Source organism: Deltaproteobacteria bacterium (genome assembly GCA_020848905.1).
GTDB lineage: Bacteria > Myxococcota_A > Polyangia.
The window spans coordinates 75738-91856 of sequence record JADLHG010000051.1; the positions used below are offsets into that span (position 1 = coordinate 75738).

Sequence of the window (16119 nt, forward strand, 5' to 3'; positions counted from 1 at the left end):
CGAAGCGCGCTCTGCCCAAGCGGTGTGACGCCCCGAAGCAGGGCGGTCAAGTTCTCGGACGTTGGGGTATCGAGGGGGCAGCGCGTCGGGCAAGCGCCCCCTCGCGCACCGCCCCGCAGTCGTCGCGCGGCTTGGAGAGGGGGTAAAGGGGCTTTGACCCGCCGCGCCGCTGCCGTTGTCGGGGCCCCGGGTGGGCCGGGGAAAGGAGCTAGGCTTGAGCGCCCAAGAGGAGGTGCAGGAGGAAGGAGCGGTCGAATCCGGCGCGCTTTCTGGAGTTGGCGACGCCGACCTTGCGGCCCTGGTCGGTCTTGACGAGGTTGAGGGCGAAGTGGCGCAGGATGGTCATGTTGGCGGCGGCGTTCTTGGCGCGATGCCGGGCCCGGTCCTCGCCAAAGGCCACGTCGAGGACCGTGCGCTCGCGGGTCACGCGGACGACGCAGCTCAGGCCCGGCCATTTATCGACGTAGGACGCGGCTCTTCGTCTACGGCGCGCAGCCGCGCATCGTCCGCTTCGGCGAAGGTCGCGGCGAGGTTCATGCGCAAGGTGGGCTGGTTGTCCTTGACCGCGAGGAGGTTGTCTCCGCCGTCTTGGCCTGCCCAAGCACAAGTCCCGCCTCGCTCAGATAGGCGCGCACGGTGTGCAGGGCTTTCTTGTCCGTCCGGCTGTCCGTACTGCCTCGACTCGTCTTGCCGTCGATGGCGATGTGCTTGCCCTCCGCGCGCAGGCGCGAGGCCAAGAGCGCCGCCCACGAGCGCAGCAGCGCGCCAAAGGCCCTCGGTTCCCTCGACCCCGCGCCGGCCGTCCACCCGCCACGCCTCCACCGCGATCACCTGGCCCCGGGCGGCGCGAGGTGAAGCGAGGCCCGGGCGGCGTCCGCCAGGGCCCGCTTCACGAGCGCCCTATGCCCTCCCCGGGCTCTTCCATCCGGAGAACTCGATCACCCTGCGCCCCGAAGAGCCTGGCCCTCACAGCCGGCCAAAGCTCTGGCATACTGAGAGGTCTCTCAGGGGGAGAAAGCAGGACGGCGATGAAGGTGACCTTCGTCTATCCCAATACGGCCGACGGACACGTCTCCGACGTGATGGAACCGCTGGTCTTCGCGGTGCTCGCGCGTCTCACCCCTCCCGACGTCGAGCTGTCGCTCGTGGACGATCGCAAGGAGGGCGAGGTGCCCTACGACGAGCCGACCGACCTCGTGGCCATGACGGTGGAGACCTTCGCCGCCCGCCGCGCCTATCAGATCGCGAGCGCCTATCGGGCGCGGGGGGTGAAGGTCGTGATGGGCGGCTACCATCCGAGCTTTCTCCCCGACGAGGCGCTGCAGTACGCGGACGCCGTGGTGGTGGGCGACGCCGAGGGGGTGTGGGAGCGCGTGCTCGAGGACGCGCGCCACGACCGCCTCGAGCGCGTCTATCGACAGGCCGAGACGCACTCCCTGGCCAATCTGACGCCCGACCGGCGCATCTTCCAGGGGAAGGGCTACACGCCGATCAAGCCGGTGCAGTTCAGCCGGGGTTGTCGCTTTGTTTGCGAGTTTTGCTCTATTTATGCGTTTTACGGGAAGAATGTCAGACACCGTCCCGTGAACGAGGTCGTGGCGGAGATCGAGGCGCTCGATTCGGAGATGGTGCTGTTCGTCGACGACAACCTGTTCTTGAACGTGGAAAAAGCGGAGGAGCTCTTCCGGGCGCTGAAGCCGCTCAAACGCCGCTGGGGCTGCCAGATCAGCCTGGACGTGGCGAAGAACGGCGCGCTGCTCGATCTGATGCGCGAGAGCGGCTGTGTCGGAGCCCTCGTGGGCTTCGAATCGCTCGATCCGCGCAATCTGGCCCAGATGCGAAAGAAGTGGAACGACCCGGTGCGGAACTACGAGAAGGGGATCCAGGCCTTTCGGGAGCGCGGAATCCTGATCCACGGATCGTTCGTGATGGGCTACGACCACGACACGACGGAGGCCTTTTCGCGCACCTTGGAGTTCGCGATCCGTTCCAAGTTCCTCCTCGCGAACTTCATGCCTGCCTATCCGATGCCCGGGGCGCACCTCTACGATCGGTTCAAGAAGGATGGGCGGTTGTTGCACGACACCTGGTGGCTGCATCCGCGTTATCGCCAGGGGAAGGCCATGTTCCGTCCCACCGCCATGTCGCCCGACGACCTCGAAGAGGGCTGTGCGTGGGCCCGCCGCGAGTTCTACGGTCATCGGTCCATCTGGAGGCGCGCCCTCGAGCCGAAGGCCAACGCCCAGTCTCCGTTCCATTTCGGGTTCTTCGTCGGACTGAACTACCTCATTCGCTCGCACGTGCGGCTGGGGCGGGACTTCTGACCGCGCCGCGGGCGAGGTCTCAGCGCGAGGCGCGGCTCGCGAGGGTGGCTTCGATCGCGACCACGCCGCACCCCACGCCGTCCTCGGCGCGCAGCGCAGCCCCGAGCACCCGCGCGCGTGCCCCGACCTTCGGGCGGGCGACGTAGGCGAACGCCTCGAGGAGCCGCTCGGCGGAGAGCTGCGGGCGCGGAATCGGTCGTGCTGCGGCGCCGAGCTCGAACGCGCGCGTTCCCCAGAAGGGCTGGTCGATGAAATGGGGGACGGTGACGAGCGGGACGCCCGCGCGTAGCGCTGCGGAGGTGGTGCCCGCGCCGCCGTGGCAGAGCACGGCGCGCGTCCGCGGAAAGAGCCAGTCGTGCGGCACGTCGCGGATCGCGAGCACCTCGTCGGATGGGCGGCGGGCGGCCTCGACGAGCTCCGGGGGACCGAGGTCGAGCAGCCCGCGGAGCCTCGCGCGACGCAGCGCTTCGAGCACGAGCTCCACCAGCGCCGGGCGGTCGCGGTCGCTCAGGCTGCCGAGGCCCAGGTAGAGCGGCGGCGGGCCCGCGGCCAGGAAGTCGGCGAGCTGGGCCGGCGGGCTCCAGCCCGGCTCGCGCGGCAGAAACCAGTACCCCGTCACGCGCGCCTGCGCGGGCCAGTCCGCGGGGCGCGGAAGGACGACCTCGCTGAAGGCGAGCAGGGTCGGCAGCTCGGTGAAGCGCGGGCCGCGGTACGGGGGGAGCCCGAGTTCCCGACGGCGAAAGGCGTCGAAGACCGGGCCCCCGACGCGGTCGAGAAAGGCGCCGAAGAGGGCGTGGCTCGTGCGGTTCGCGAGCCGCGGGCTCCAGGCGGGGCGGCCGAGCCCGAGGAAGATCGCCGGGTGCTCGCCGGTCGGGGCGAGCGGCAAGTACGAGGCGAAGAGAGCCGGGACCCCGAGCGCCTCGGCGATGTGTAAGCCCTCGATGGTGGAGAAGGTGAACACGATCGCGTCCGAGCCCTCGCACGCGGCGCGCAGCGACGGTCCCTGCGTCTCTACGAGGTCGCGCAAACCCCGGGGGGCGGCGAGGAGAGCGCCGAGCCGCTGCCGGGTGCCCGCGGCGTTGTTGAACAGGGGGTGCTCCGCCCCGAGCTCGTCGAACCACCCGGGTACAGCGGCCGTGTCCAGGCCCAGGCGCGCGGCCAGCGGCAGAAAGGACGCAGGGGCGGCCAGGCGCACCTCAAAGCCGGCCCGACGCAGCCCGAGGCCGAGGGCCAGGTAGGGCTGTACATCTCCACGGGATCCCGAGGTCAGCAGCGCGATGCGCACCGCCGCATCGTAGCACGCGACCCCCAGTTGAACGGCAAGAGTTGCGCACCGGGCGCCTTCTTGCGCAGCCCCTGCCCGGGGAGTGCGCCGAATCGGTCCTCCAGCCCGGGACGCTGCGCGGTTTCTGCCGTGGCGCGGTGAGAGGTTCTTGCCGCGCGTCGCGTCATCGCCACAACACGCTGAAATAACGTGCATCAGCCACGCTACGCGAGATGGCCTGCCTCTTGCTTCTAAGATACTCCGAAGGTCACGAGGAGCCCCGAGATGCAGACCCGTTTCGAAGTGCAGCGCCAGGTGAGTTTCGACGCCCCGACCACGCGCGAGCAGGCCTACCAGGCGATCGCGAACGTGCAGGGGGTCCTCTCGCGCAGCAGCTTCATCCGGAACGTGACCGACCGCGGCGCGGGCGAGTTCGACTGCAAGACCGGCGTTGGCCCGCTGAGCGGCCGCTGGTGCGCGCACTTCGCCTTCGAGCCCGGGACGCGCGTGCAGTGGACCACCAAGGTCTTCTCCGGCGCGGGGATCCAGGGCGGCGACCTGACCGGCGAGATCGCCGTGCAGCCCCTCGATGGTGGACGCTGCCGCATCGCCGTCTCCTTCAACGCCATGGCCGACGCCTCGGTGCCGCGCCTGCTCGTGGGCCAGGTGCGCAAGGCCTTCGAGAAGCTCGGCGACAGCCTGGTCCGTGACTTCTGCGAGGGCATCCGCGCCGGCCTGGAGGACGAGTCCGAGTTCCGCGCGGCGGCCTGATTCCCCCCTCACCCCTTTCGCCCGTGGCTCCCTTGCCGGACCACGGAGGGCATCGACTCCGACCGCGACTGGGGCTAGAGTCCCCACTTTCCAGCGTCGTCCTGCTGTCACGGACTCGGGCCCGCCGGCGCCTCGACGGTACCGGGGACGGGCGGCGCGGTGGACGGGAGCCTCGGCGTGAAGCGCAACTACCTCGGACTCGCGTGCACCTATCACGATCCCGCCGTGGCCGTGGTGGACTCTGCCGGGCGCGTGGTCTTCGCCGAGGCCACCGAGCGGCACCTGCAGCTCAAGCAGGGCGTGAACTGCGCCCCCGACCAGATGCATCGCATAGCCGAGCTGGTGCAGGAGTACTGCGACCCCGACGTGGAACTGGTGGTGGCTACGAGCTGGGCGGGCCCCATGCTCCCTCGGCCCGTCGCCCCCCTGGCGCGGCTCCTCGGCGACGTGAAGAGCTCGTTCGGCCGCACCGTGCGCATCGCCGGGCTGTTCGACGAAGCCCAGAGCCACGCCGTGGCGCAGGCGGGCCTCTCCCTCGCGGTGCGACACCTCGCGAGCGGCGGCTTCGGCGGCCGCGTGCGACGCCTCGAGCAGCGCGCGTGCCCGCACCACCTCGCGCACGCCTACGCGGGCTGCCTCGGCGCCCCCTTCGCGCAGGCCGTCTGCGCGGTGGTGGACGGGCTCGGCGAGGGGAGCTCTACGGCCTTCTACCGCTACGAGGGCGGGCGCGTGACGCAGCTGGCGGAGCGCGCGCCGAGCTCGATGAGCCTCGGCCTGTTCTTCGACCTGGCCTGCACGCTCTGCGGCTTCGACCCCTGGAAGGGCGAACACTGGAAGGTGATGGGGCTCGCGGCCTACGGGACCCCCGACCCCGAGGCCTACGCGCTCGCCCGCCGGCTGATCCGCGTCGAGGGCCTCGCGCTCAAGCCGGGCGCGTCGCCCCTCGCGCTCCTCGAGACCTGGAACCGGCTGTGGGCCCTGCGGCTCCCCCTCGGGGCCGACCCTCTCCTGGCCAAGGATCTCGCCGCGGCGCTGCAGCAGGCCTTCGCCGACTGGATGACCGAGCTGCTCGTGAACCTGCACGCGCTCGGGCACTCGGACCGCCTCGTGCTCGGCGGAGGCTGCGCGCTCAACTCTTCCTTCAACGGGGAGATCCTCGACCGCACGCCCTTCCGCGAGCTCTACGTCGGCTCGGCCCCCGCCGACGACGGCAACGCGGTGGGCGCGGCGCTCTGGGCCTTCTGCGCCGACCACCCGGGTCGCGACACCGCGGTCACGCTGGCGAGCCCGTACCTCGGCTCGACCGCGGTTCCCGAGGCGCTCGCGAGACTCGAGCGCCACGGCGGGCTCTCCTCGATCACGCGCCTCTCGCCGGCCGAGGTCCCCGAGCGCGCGGCCCAGCTGCTCGCCGAGGGGAAGATCCTCGGCTGGATGCAAGGGCGCGCGGAGTGGGGCCCGCGAGCTCTCGGAAACCGCTCCATCCTGGCCGACCCGCGGCGCGACGACATCAAGGACGAGATCAACGCGAGGGTGAAGTTCCGCGAGGCGTTTCGTCCCTTCGCGCCGTCGATCCTCGACGAGCACGGGCCGACCTACTTCGAGCACTACCAGCCCACGCCCTATATGGAGCGAACGCTCAAATTCCGCCCCGAGGTCATGGCGCAGGTGCCCGGGGTGGTGCACGTCAACGGCACGGGGAGGCTGCAGACCGTACGGCGCGAATGGAATCCCCGCTATCACGCGCTGATCGAGGCGTTCTATCGGAGGACCGGCGTACCGATCGTGCTCAACACCAGCTTCAACGTGATGGGCCGCCCGATCGTGCACACGGTGGAGGACGCCCTAGGGGCCTTCTTCACCACCGGGATCGACGCGCTCCTCGTCGAGGACCTGCTGGTGCAGAAGCAGGCCGGTGCCTGAGGCGCGGATGCGACGCAACTACCTCGGGCTATCCTGCTCGTACCACAAGCCGTCCTGGGCCCTCGTGGACCACCAGGGCGCGGTGCGCTTCGCCGAGGCCACCGACCGTTACCTCCAGACGCCTTGGGCTTACGGCTGCGTCCCCGACCAGCTCCACCGCATCACGCCGCTCATTCGCAAGTACGCGGACGCGGGGATCGAGCTCGTGGTGGCCACCTCGTGGAAGAAGCCGATGGCGCCCGGCTGGCTCCGGCCGGTGGGAGATCTCGTGGCCCGCGGCGGGGGGGCGCTGGGTCGTGCGGCGGCGTGGACCGGGCTGTTCTACCGCTGGCAGCGCCTCTCCATGGAGGCCGCCGGACGGAACGTCGAGGCCCGCTACCTCGAGTCCGAGGGGTGGGGCGGCCAGGTCAGCCGTCTGCGTCGGCGCGCGTATTCCCACCTGCGCTGCCACGCGGCGGCCGCCTGTTACAGCTCGCCCTTTCGCGAGGCCGCCTGCGCGGTCCTCGACGGGCTCGGTGAGGGGACCTTCAACGCGTACTACCGCTACGTCGACGGAGGGCTCGACGAACTCGCCGCTCCGCGCCTGGCGCTGGGGAGCCTCAGCCTGCTCTACGACGTGGCCACGCACCTCGCCGGTTTCGATCCTTTGAGAGGCGAGCAGGCGCTGCTGCGCGACCTCGCCGCGCACGGCACGCTCGAGCCGCGGCTCTACGCGCTCCTCTCCGAGGCGATCGTCGTGCGCGGACTCGGCGTTCAGCTTCGTCTCCCGCTGCGTCGGCTCGACGCCTTCTGGGACGAACTGAGAGCCTTTCGTCCCGGCGACGGGGCCGAGCCCACGGCCGGCGCGTCGGTGGCGTTCACCGCGCTGACGGTGGCGCAGGAGCTGATCCTCAGCGTGCTCGGCAACCTGCGACGCGAGACCGGCCTCTCGCAGCTCGTCTTCACCGGTTCCTGCGCGGCGGATGCCGTGCTGTGTGGCCGCATCGTCGAGAAGACAGGGTTCTCGGCCCTTCACGTCGGGTGCGCCCCCACCGATGAGGGCAACGCGCTGGGGGCTGCCTGGCTGGCCTATCGCGACGATCACCCCGCGGGACCACTCGGCGGACTGCTGCCTTCGGGACTCGGCTCGTGCGTGTCGCAAGAAGCGCTCGACAACCTGACGCGCCACGGGCGGCCGCCCGGCCTCACCACCCTCGACGCCGACGAGGAGATTCGTCGCCTGGCCGACCTGCTCGCCGACGGTAAGCTCGTCGGCTGGCTGCACGGGGCGGCCGAGCTCGGGGCCCGCCCCCTCGGCCACCGCGTGATCCTGGCCGACCCACGGCGCGGGGAGCTCAGGACGCGGCTCGCCGAGGAGGTGAAGGGGCGCCCGAGCTTTCGTCCCTTCGCGTGTGCCGTGCTCGACGCGTGCGGCGCGGAGTACTTCGATCCCTACCTTCCGTCGCGCTACATGGAGAGTGCGCTGAGTCTCCGGCCGGCAGCGGCGACGACGCTGCCGACGCTCGCGCACCCGGACGGTCGGTGCGCGGTGCACTCGGTCTTTCCGGACGGAGCTCCGCGCCTCTGGGAGCTCTTGCAGGCCTTTCGCTCCCGGACGGGGGTCGGGCTGCTGCTGATGACGAGCCTGAACGCGTCGGGGCGACCAGCCATCGCGTCGGTCGATCAGGCGCTCGGTCTGTACTACACGACCGCCCTCGACGCGCTCTGCATCGAGGGACATCTGATGGTCAAGGACCCCAGGTCGGGGCGAGGGATGCGCGATGCGTGAGCGCCTGCTGGAGGTGCTCTGTTGCCCCCGGACCGGCTCGCCCTTCGAGCTGCACGAGGCCCAGCGCGTCGGTGGGCAGATCGCCGGGGGTTGGCTCGTCTCGCGCGCCACCGGGGCGCGCTTTCCCATCGGCGAGGGGGTGCCGATGTTGGCCACGGATCGACGCCGTGAAGCTCGAGCGCAGGCAGGCGCCGGGGGCCGCCCTGCCCCGGTCGCGGCGGTTCCCAGGCGCGTCGGGCGGCGGCTCGAGGCGGTCGTCGATTGGCTGGGAGAGCGGCTCCTCGAGCTACACCGCCCCGGCGCCGGCGCTTGGGTAATGCAGGCCGGAGAGGCGGCCGGCGAGTTCGCTGTCGAGCTGGCAACGCGGCACCCCGAGCTCGAGGTCGTGGCGCTGGACGACGCGTCGAGCTTCTCGGGCGAGGTCACGCGGGCCGCGGGGGCCCTCGAGAACCTGCACCTCGTCGCCGGGTCGCTGCACGGGGCGGGTCTTGCGCCAGGCCGGTTCTCGTGGCTCGTCGCGCACCAGGGTTTCGACGCCGGGACCGCGCCGCGGCAGGCGTTCTCCGGCCTCGCGCGACACGTGGCGGCCGAGGGGGCCGTCGCCCTGCAGATCGAGGCCGCGGACTTCGTGCGGCGCTGCCGGGAAGAGGGCTCCGGGTCGTCGGTCGGTCGGGCGTCGCTCTGGGGTGCCGCAAGCCGTCTCGTCGCCTCGGGAGTCCTCGAAGGACTGCTCTCCGAGCCCACGCGCAGCCGGTTGCGAGAGGTGCTCCTGCCGCCCGTCGGGCCGCGCTGGGGGACCGCGACCTTGCGATCCTGGTTCGAGGAAGAGGGGCTGACCTTCAGCCCGCACGGCGAGGAATGGGTGTTCGGCAAAGCGCGTGCGGGGCGGCCGGTGGCGACGTGAGAGGCAACGACGGGCTACGGGCGGGTCACGCGCTCCACGAAGCGTTTGAGGTGACCGTTCACCTGCTCGGTGAATTCGTAGAGCGCGAAGTGCGTGCCGCCTTCGATGATCACGAGCTCTGCGCGCGAGATGCGTCTCGCCATCGCCGAGACCGGCGCGGGGGGCGTGATGGTGTCCTTCGAGCCCGAGATGACCAGCGTCGGCACGTCGATGCGCGGCAGGACCTCCGAGGCGTCGTGCGCGCCCACGTGGCGCACCATCTCGGCCCAGATCTCGAGGTCGAGCGAGGTGAAGCGCTCGAGGATCCCCGCGAAGACGTGCTCGTCGAGGGTGGGGGCGACCATGCGCGCCCGCTTGGCGAACGGGATGAGGCCCTTCCACCGCAGCGCGCGGCGGTTCATGCCGTGCAGGAGCGGGGCGCTCCGCTGGATGCCCCGCGCGAGGTACGGCAGGAGCGGGTCGAGGAACGGGCCGCCGAGCGCGCTGGTGAAGATGCGCCCGGGAAGACCGCTCAGCACCACGAGCCCGGCGAAGTGCTCGGGGCGGCGCCGGTAGTACTCGAAGTTGAGCTGCACGCCGAGCGAGAGCCCGACGAAGATGGCGCGCTCGATCCCCTCGGCCTCGAGCACGAGCTCGAGGTCCCGCGCCTGGTGGTCGAAGGCCAGCGTCGCCAGGTCGCGTGGTCGCTCCGAGCCGAACATGCCGCGGTAGTCCCAGGTCACATAGCGGTAGCCGGGACCGAGGGCCCGGACCTGCCGCGCCCAGGCCTCGTACGAGCCGCCGAGGCCGTTGGTGAGGACGATCGTGGGGCCGCGACCGGCTACCTGGTACGCGATCGTGGTGCCGTCGAAGCTGCGGAGGGCGCGATGTTCGAAGTCGTCGGGGTGCATGCGGGGCCCCTCCTTTGTAATATGCGCCGCCGAAATGATCCAGCGCGGCGCGGCGGCGTAGGTCGTGCGACCGCGCACGAGGAGCGATCGTGACGGCTCATCCCCACCTGCCTCGCGCGCTCCAGCGCCCCGAGACGACGATCGTCGACGTGCTCGAGTGGCGCGCGCAGCGCGAGCCCGACCGCACGGCGTACGTCTTCCTCCGCGACGGAGAGCGCGACGAGGTGCGGCTGACCTACGCCGAGCTCGCGGCGCAGGCGCGCGCCGTGGCCCAGGCCGTCCGGCACCACGCCGAGCCCGGGGATCGCGTGCTCCTCGCCTTTCCGTCGGGGCTGGACTTCGTCACGGCCTTCTTCGGCACGCTCTACGCCGGCTGCGTGCCGGTACCGACCGTGCCCCCCGAGTACCGCAAGATCCAGCAGGCGCTCCGCCGGCTGCTGGCCATCGTGGACAACGCGCGGCCCACGGTGGGCCTCACCACCTCGGGGATCCTCTCCATGGTGCAGGCCGGGCAGGTGGGGGGTGTGGACCTGCCGCCGCTGGCCTGGGTGGCGAGCGACGACCTGGGGTCCGCCGGGCACGCGCTCGAGGCGGCGCCCTCGTTTTCGGCCGAGGACCTGGCGTTCCTCCAGTACACGTCGGGCTCGACGGGCAAGCCCCGCGGCGTGGCGGTCAGCCACCGCAACCTGATGGCCAACCTGGAGATGCTCGGGCTGCTCTTTAAGGACCACCTGGAAAAGCCCTTCGTCAGCTGGCTGCCGCTCTTCCACGACTTCGGGCTGATCCTGAAGACCCTCGGAGCGCTCTACTCGAACTGCCCGTGCATCGTGATGTCACCGCTCCACTTCGTGCAGCGGCCGGCGCGCTGGCTCGAGGCGATCACGCGCTACAGGGCGGCGGTCAGCGGCGGGCCCAACTTCGCCTTCGACCTGTGCGTGCGCAAGGTGACCCCCGAGGAGCGGGCGGGCCTGGACCTCTCGAGCTGGCGCGGCTGTCCCTGCGCCGCCGAGCCGATTCGCACGAGCACGCTCGACGCCTTCGTCGAGACCTTCGGCCCGGTGGGCTTCGATCGGTCGGCCTACGTGCCGGGCTGGGGGCTCGCCGAGGCGGTGGTGATGGTCTCGGGGAAGACCTACCCCGGGCCGCCGCGCATCGTGAGCCTGCGAGCCGCTGCGCTCGAGCAGGGGAGGGTGGAGCTCTGCGCCGACGGGGAGGAGGCGCGACCGATCGTGGGCTGCGGGCTGCCGGTGGGGGACGCGCAGGACGTGCACCTCGTGGACCCCGAGACGTGCACCGAGGTGCCGGCCGACCGCATCGGCGAGCTCTGGGTCGCGGGCCCGCAGGTCACGCGCGGCTACTGGCAGCGCGAGGCTGAAACAGAACAGATATTCCATAACTACCTCGCCGACGGCCGGGGGCCGTACCTGCGCACCGGCGACCTGGCCTTTTTGCGCGAGGGAGAGCTCTACATCACCGGGCGGCTGAAGGACCTGGTGATCGTCAACGGCCGCAACCTCTACCCTCACGACGTGGAGGCGACCTGCGAGCGTGCGCACCCGGCGGTGCGGCCCTCGTGCGTGGCGGCCTTCGGCCTCGAGGGCGCCGTCACCGAGCGGCTGGCCATCGTCTGCGAGGTGCAAAGGAGCTGTCCCCCCGAGGAGCACGCGGCCGTGGTCTCCGCGCTGCGCACGGCGGTGGCCGCGGAGCACGACGTGACGGTGCACGCGCTCGCGATCCTGGCCCCGGGGACGATCCCGAAGACCTCGAGCGGCAAGATCCAGCGGCGCGAGAGCAAGGCCCGCTTCGAGAAGGGCACGCTCGAGGAGCTCCATCGCTTCACCGAGGCCGCGGAGCGGAAGGGCGCGAAGGACGCGGCGGCGTCGGCCACCTCGGAGCTCGGCGAGCTCCTTTCGGCGGTGGGACGCGAGGCGCGGGGAGAGCTGGTCGCGGCCTTCCTCCGGCAGACGGTGGCCGAGCTGCTCGGTCTGGCCGAGGAGGGCTCGCTCCCCGCCGACCGGCCGCTCAAGGAGCTCGGGCTCACCTCGCTCAAGGCCAAGGAGCTGCAGGACCGCCTCTCGCGCACCCTGGGCCGCGCGCTGCCGGCCACCCTGGCCTACGACCATCCGACGCTCGAGGAGCTCGGACGCCACCTGCTCGTCGAGCTCGGCGAGTCGCCGCGCGAGGCCGTCGTCGCCGAGGCGGTGGAGCGCCGCGCGGTGGAACCCGTGGCCCTTCTCGGCTTCGGCTGCCGCTTCCCCGGGGGCGTCTCCGACGCCGAGAGCTTCTGGCGCCTCCTCGAGGGAGGGGTGGACGCCATCTCGCACGTGCCGGCGAGTCGCTTCCCGGTGGAGCGCTACTACCGCGCCGAGCGCGGGGTGCCCGGCAAGCTCTACACGCGCGAGGGGGGCTTTCTCGATGACGTGGAGGGCTTCGACGCGCCCTTCTTCCACCTCGCCCCGCGCGAGGTGCAGGCCATGGACCCGCAGCAGCGGCTGCTGCTCGAGGTGGCCTGGGAGGCGCTCGAGCAGGCGGGGATCGCCGTGCCGCGCCTCAGAGGGAGTCGCACGGGGGTCTTCGTCGGGCTCTCGACGCACGACTACGCCGGCCGGCTGCTCGCGCAGGGAAACCCGGGGCTGCTCGACGCGCACTTCGCCACCGGCACGAGCGGGAGCGTGGCCGCCGGGCGCCTGGCCTATCAGTTCGGGCTGGAGGGACCGGCGCTGGTGGTGGACACCGCCTGCTCGAGCTCGCTCGTCGCGCTGCACCTGGCCTGTCAGTCGCTGCGGGCGGGAGAGAGCGACCTGGCGCTCGTGGGTGGCGTGAACCTCATCCTCGGCCCCGAGGCGAGCGTGGCCATGTGTCAGCTCGGGGCGCTCTCGCCCGACGGGCGCTGCAAGGCCTTCTCGGCGCGCGCCGACGGGTACGGGCGCGCCGAGGGGTGCGCGGTGGTGGTGCTCAAGCGCCTCTCGGCGGCGCGGCGGGACGGCGATCCGATCCTCGCGCTGGTGCGCGGCAGCGCCGTGAATCAGGACGGCGCGAGCAACGGGCTCACCGCCCCGAGCGGTGCGGCGCAGGAGCGGGTCATGGCGGACGCGCTCTCCCAGGCCCAGCTCGCGCCGGCCGAGGTGGCCTACGTCGAGGCGCACGGCACGGGGACGGAGCTCGGCGACCCGATCGAGGTCCAGGCCCTGGCGCGGGCCCTGGGGGCTGGCCGCAAATTAGATGAACCGCTCTATATCGGTTCGGTGAAGAGCAACCTCGGGCACACCGAGGCCGCCGCGGGGCTCGCGGGGCTGCTCAAGACCGTGCTCGCGCTCCGGCACGGGACGCTCCCCCGCACCCTGCACGTCGAGGAGCCGAGCCCGCACCTTCCGTGGGGCGAGCTTCCCGTGGCGGTGGTGCGCGAGGCGCGCGCCTTCCCCGAGAGGCCGGGGGCGCCCCGCGTGGCGGGGGTGAGCTCCTTCGGCTTCAGCGGCACGAACGCACACGTGGTGCTCGAGGGGGTGGCGCCCGAGCGCGGTGCGGCTCCCGAGGTGACGGCGTCCGAACGCGGCCCGCAGCTCCTGCCGCTCACCGCGCGGAGCCCGGAGGCGCTGCGGGTGCTCGCGGGGCGGGTGGCGGCCGAGCTGCGCGCGCACCCCGAGCGGGCCCTCGCCGACCTGGCCCACACCGCCGGCGTGGGGCGGGCGGCCTTCCCCGAACGGCTGGCCCTGCTCGCGCGCGACAGCGGCGAGGCGGCCGAGGCGCTCGAGAAGTGGCTCGCCACGGCGGAGCTCGAGGCGGGGAGCGCGGGGCGGGCCGACGGTGCGCCGCGGGTAGCCTTTCTCTTCACGGGGCAGGGGTCGCAGCGGGTGGGGATGGGGAGGAGCCTCTACGAGAGCGCGCCGGTCTTTCGCGCGGCGCTCGAGCGGGCGGCGGGCCTCGCCGACCCGTGGCTCCCGCGCCCGCTCCTCGAGGTGCTCTTTCCGGCCGACCCCACGGAGAGGGCCCTGCACGAGACGCGCTTCACGCAGCCAGGCCTCTTCGCGCTCGAGCACGCGCTCTTCGCCCTCTGGGCGAGCCTCGGCATCCGGCCGGCGCTGGTGCTCGGGCACAGCGTGGGGGAGCTCGTGGCCGCCTGCGCCGCGGAGGTCCTCTCGCTCGAGGAGGCGATGGCCTTCACCTGCGAACGCGCGCGGCTGATGCAAGAGCTCGGCGGGGGCGACGGAGCGATGGCGGCCTTTCGCGCCCCGATCGAAGTGGTGGAGGCGGCGCTCCGCGGACGCGCAGCGGCGCTCTCCATCGCGGCGCACAACGCACCCCACGGGGTCGTGGTCTCGGGGCGGCGCGCGGCGCTCGAGGAGGTGGTGCGCGAGCTCGCGCAGGACGGGGTGGACGCCCGCTATTTAGAGGTCTCGCACGCTTTCCACTCCCCGCTCATGGAGCCGGTGCTGGAGCCCCTGGCGCGCGCGGCCGAGAGGCTCCGGCCACGGCCGGCCAGGGTCCCGCTGGTGGAGAACGTGAGCGGGCAGCTCGCCGGCCCCGGCTTCGGCGGCGCGGCCTACTGGCGGACGCAGGCGCGCGAGCGGGTGCGGTTCGCCGACGGGATGGAGACGCTCCTGCGCCAGGGGTGCACCCACGTGCTCGAGCTCGGGCCGCACCCGGTGCTGAGCACCCTGGGCGCGCTCACCACCTCCGCGGGTTCGTTTCTCCCCTCGCTGGCGGAGGGGCGCGAGGACTGGAGCGTGGTGCTCTCGAGCCTCGCCGAGCTCTTCGTCTCGGGAGCCCCGGTAGAGTTCGCGGGGCTCGATCCCGCGCGTGCGCGGCGCCGGGTGCCGTTCGCGAGCTACCCCTTCGAGCGGACGCGGTACCCGCTCGAAGCCTCCAGCGCGCGTAGCCCGAGCGGCCCCCGCGGCCACGCCACGGGACATCCGCTCCTCGGCACCGACCTCGAGCAGCCGCGCCCGACCTACGAGGCGCGCCTCGATTGCGCCGAGCTGCCGTATCTCGCGGACCACCGGCTCGGGGAGCTCCCGGTCTTTGCCGCGGCGGCGTACCTCGAGGTGGGGCTTGCCGTCATCGCGCGCGGCGAGCGGGGCTCGGGCCCCGTGGCGCTCGAAGGGGTGGAGTTCCGCGTGCCGCTCTCGCTCGCGGAGCCGCAGCGCCTGCAGGTGGCCCTCGACGCAGAGGGGCGGCTCGAGCTCCACGCGCGGGCGGCCGACGAGGGCGCGACGGGTGCCGGCTGGACGCTCCACGCGGTGGCCCGGCGCGCGGCGGGGCCGAGCGCGGCGGAGCCACCGTCGAGCGGCCCGAGCGCGGCCGAGGCCCGGCAGGCCTGTCCCGAGCAAATAGAGCCGTCCGTCTATTACGAGGCGCTCGCGACGCAGGGGCTGCCCTACGGACCCGCCTTCCGGTCGGTGAACCAGCTCTTCCGCGGCCCGGGCCAGGCCTTCGCGCGCCTCGTGCTCCCCGAGGCCGCGGGGTCGGCGGCGCTCTACGGGCTCCACCCCGCGCTCCTCGACGGGTGCATCCAGCTCCTCGGGCTCGCGGCGGAGGCCCGCCCCGGCGACGGGGCTCGCGACGTGGAGCGCATTTACGTGCCGACGCAGCTCGCGCGGCTGCGGCTCTTGCGTCCCGCAGGGCGGGTGCTCGAGGCCTGGCTGCAGGTCGCGGCCGGGCCCGCGGCGGGGCCGCGGCTCGAGGCCCAGGCGCGCCTCTTCGGCGAGGATGGGGCGCTCGTGGCCACGCTCGAGGGACTGGTGGTGCAGGGGGTAGCGCGCGCCAGCCTCCTCGGTAATGCGGGACGCGGCGAGGCCGCGCAAGGTGAGACGAAGCGGGCGGAGCTCCGGCGGCAGCTCGAGCCGTTGCCACGCGCGCAGCGCGAGGAGCGGCTGCGGAGCGAGATCGTGCGGCTCGTGCGGCAGGTCATGCTGCTCGGGCCCGAGGCCCCCTTCGACCCCGGTCTGCAGCTCATGCAGGCGGGGCTCGATTCGGTGATGGCCGTGGACCTGACGCGGCGGCTTTCCGCGCTCCTCGGCGAGCGGCTCGCGGTGACCGAGCTCTACAACTATCCGACGGCGGCGGCCCTCGCCCGGCGGGTTCTCGACGGGCTCTTCCCCACCGAGGTCGAGCCCTCGGCCGAGACGGTCACGGCGAGCGCGGTCGCGTCGGCGGAAGAGGAGCGGCTGCGGTCGCTCGCCGCGGAGCTCGAGGAGCTCTCCGAGGCCGAGACGGCGGCCCTTTTGGCCGAGAAGCTCGCGCGGCTGGGTGAGGGATGACGAGCTCGGCGGCGGCCCGGC

General features: G+C 72.4%; 9 protein-coding genes. 6 read left to right on the forward strand and 3 right to left on the reverse strand.

The window, feature by feature from the left end; all coding sequences use genetic code 11:
- Positions 1–208 precede the first annotated feature (208 nt).
- Positions 209–427 (reverse strand): hypothetical protein, encoded by a 219-nt coding sequence (locus IT371_22920; GenBank protein MCC6750535.1) that lies wholly within the window; start codon positions 425–427, stop codon positions 209–211.
- Positions 428–1028: 601 nt separating this feature from the next.
- Here IT371_22920 and IT371_22925 point away from each other — a divergent pair.
- Positions 1029–2324, forward strand: a complete 1296-nt coding sequence (locus IT371_22925; GenBank protein ID MCC6750536.1) for a B12-binding domain-containing radical SAM protein — start codon at positions 1029–1031, stop codon at positions 2322–2324.
- Positions 2325–2343: 19 nt separating this feature from the next.
- On the opposite strand, the gene IT371_22930 is transcribed toward IT371_22925, so the two are convergent.
- A complete protein-coding gene (locus IT371_22930; GenBank protein ID MCC6750537.1) occupies positions 2344–3609 on the reverse strand; it encodes a glycosyltransferase family 1 protein in 1266 nt (421 codons plus the stop codon).
- A gap of 264 nt (positions 3610–3873) precedes the next feature.
- Here IT371_22930 and IT371_22935 point away from each other — a divergent pair, with 264 nt between their 5' ends.
- The 4 genes from IT371_22935 (at position 3874) to IT371_22950 (ending at position 8951) form a co-directional block, all read left to right on the forward strand.
- Entirely contained in the window at positions 3874–4359 is a 486-nt protein-coding gene (locus IT371_22935) for a hypothetical protein (GenBank protein ID MCC6750538.1), read from the forward strand.
- Between the two features lie 177 nt (positions 4360–4536).
- Positions 4537–6279: a hypothetical protein gene (locus tag IT371_22940; GenBank protein ID MCC6750539.1), complete on the forward strand. Its 1743-nt coding sequence runs from the start codon at positions 4537–4539 to the stop codon at positions 6277–6279.
- Between the two features lie 7 nt (positions 6280–6286).
- Positions 6287–8047 carry a hypothetical protein gene (locus tag IT371_22945; GenBank protein MCC6750540.1) on the forward strand — a complete coding sequence of 587 codons (1761 nt, stop codon included), beginning with the start codon at positions 6287–6289 and terminating at the stop codon, positions 8045–8047.
- Positions 8040–8951 (forward strand): hypothetical protein, encoded by a 912-nt coding sequence (locus IT371_22950; protein ID MCC6750541.1) that lies wholly within the window; start codon positions 8040–8042, stop codon positions 8949–8951. Before IT371_22945 ends, IT371_22950 begins: the two co-directional genes overlap by 8 nt.
- Positions 8952–8965: 14 nt before the next feature.
- Here IT371_22950 and IT371_22955 read toward each other — a convergent pair whose 3' ends face one another.
- Positions 8966–9841, reverse strand: a complete 876-nt coding sequence (locus tag IT371_22955; protein MCC6750542.1) for an alpha/beta hydrolase — start codon at positions 9839–9841, stop codon at positions 8966–8968.
- Positions 9842–9930: 89 nt separating this feature from the next.
- Between IT371_22955 and IT371_22960 the strand changes: the two genes are divergently transcribed.
- Positions 9931–16098: an AMP-binding protein gene (locus IT371_22960; protein MCC6750543.1), complete on the forward strand. Its 6168-nt coding sequence runs from the start codon at positions 9931–9933 to the stop codon at positions 16096–16098.
- The last annotated feature ends 21 nt before the right edge of the window (positions 16099–16119 follow it).

Bases quoted from the DNA above. Each gene is read 5' to 3' on its own strand.
- IT371_22955 (MCC6750542.1), bottom strand. From the start codon at position 9,841: ATGCACCCCGACGACTTCGAACATCGCGCCCTCCGCAGCTTCGACGGC.
- IT371_22935 (MCC6750538.1), top strand. From the start codon at position 3,874: ATGCAGACCCGTTTCGAAGTGCAGCGCCAGGTGAGTTTCGACGCCCCG.
- IT371_22925 (MCC6750536.1), top strand. From the start codon at position 1,029: ATGAAGGTGACCTTCGTCTATCCCAATACGGCCGACGGACACGTCTCC.
- IT371_22945 (MCC6750540.1), top strand. From the start codon at position 6,287: ATGCGACGCAACTACCTCGGGCTATCCTGCTCGTACCACAAGCCGTCC.
- IT371_22950 (MCC6750541.1), top strand. From the start codon at position 8,040: ATGCGTGAGCGCCTGCTGGAGGTGCTCTGTTGCCCCCGGACCGGCTCG.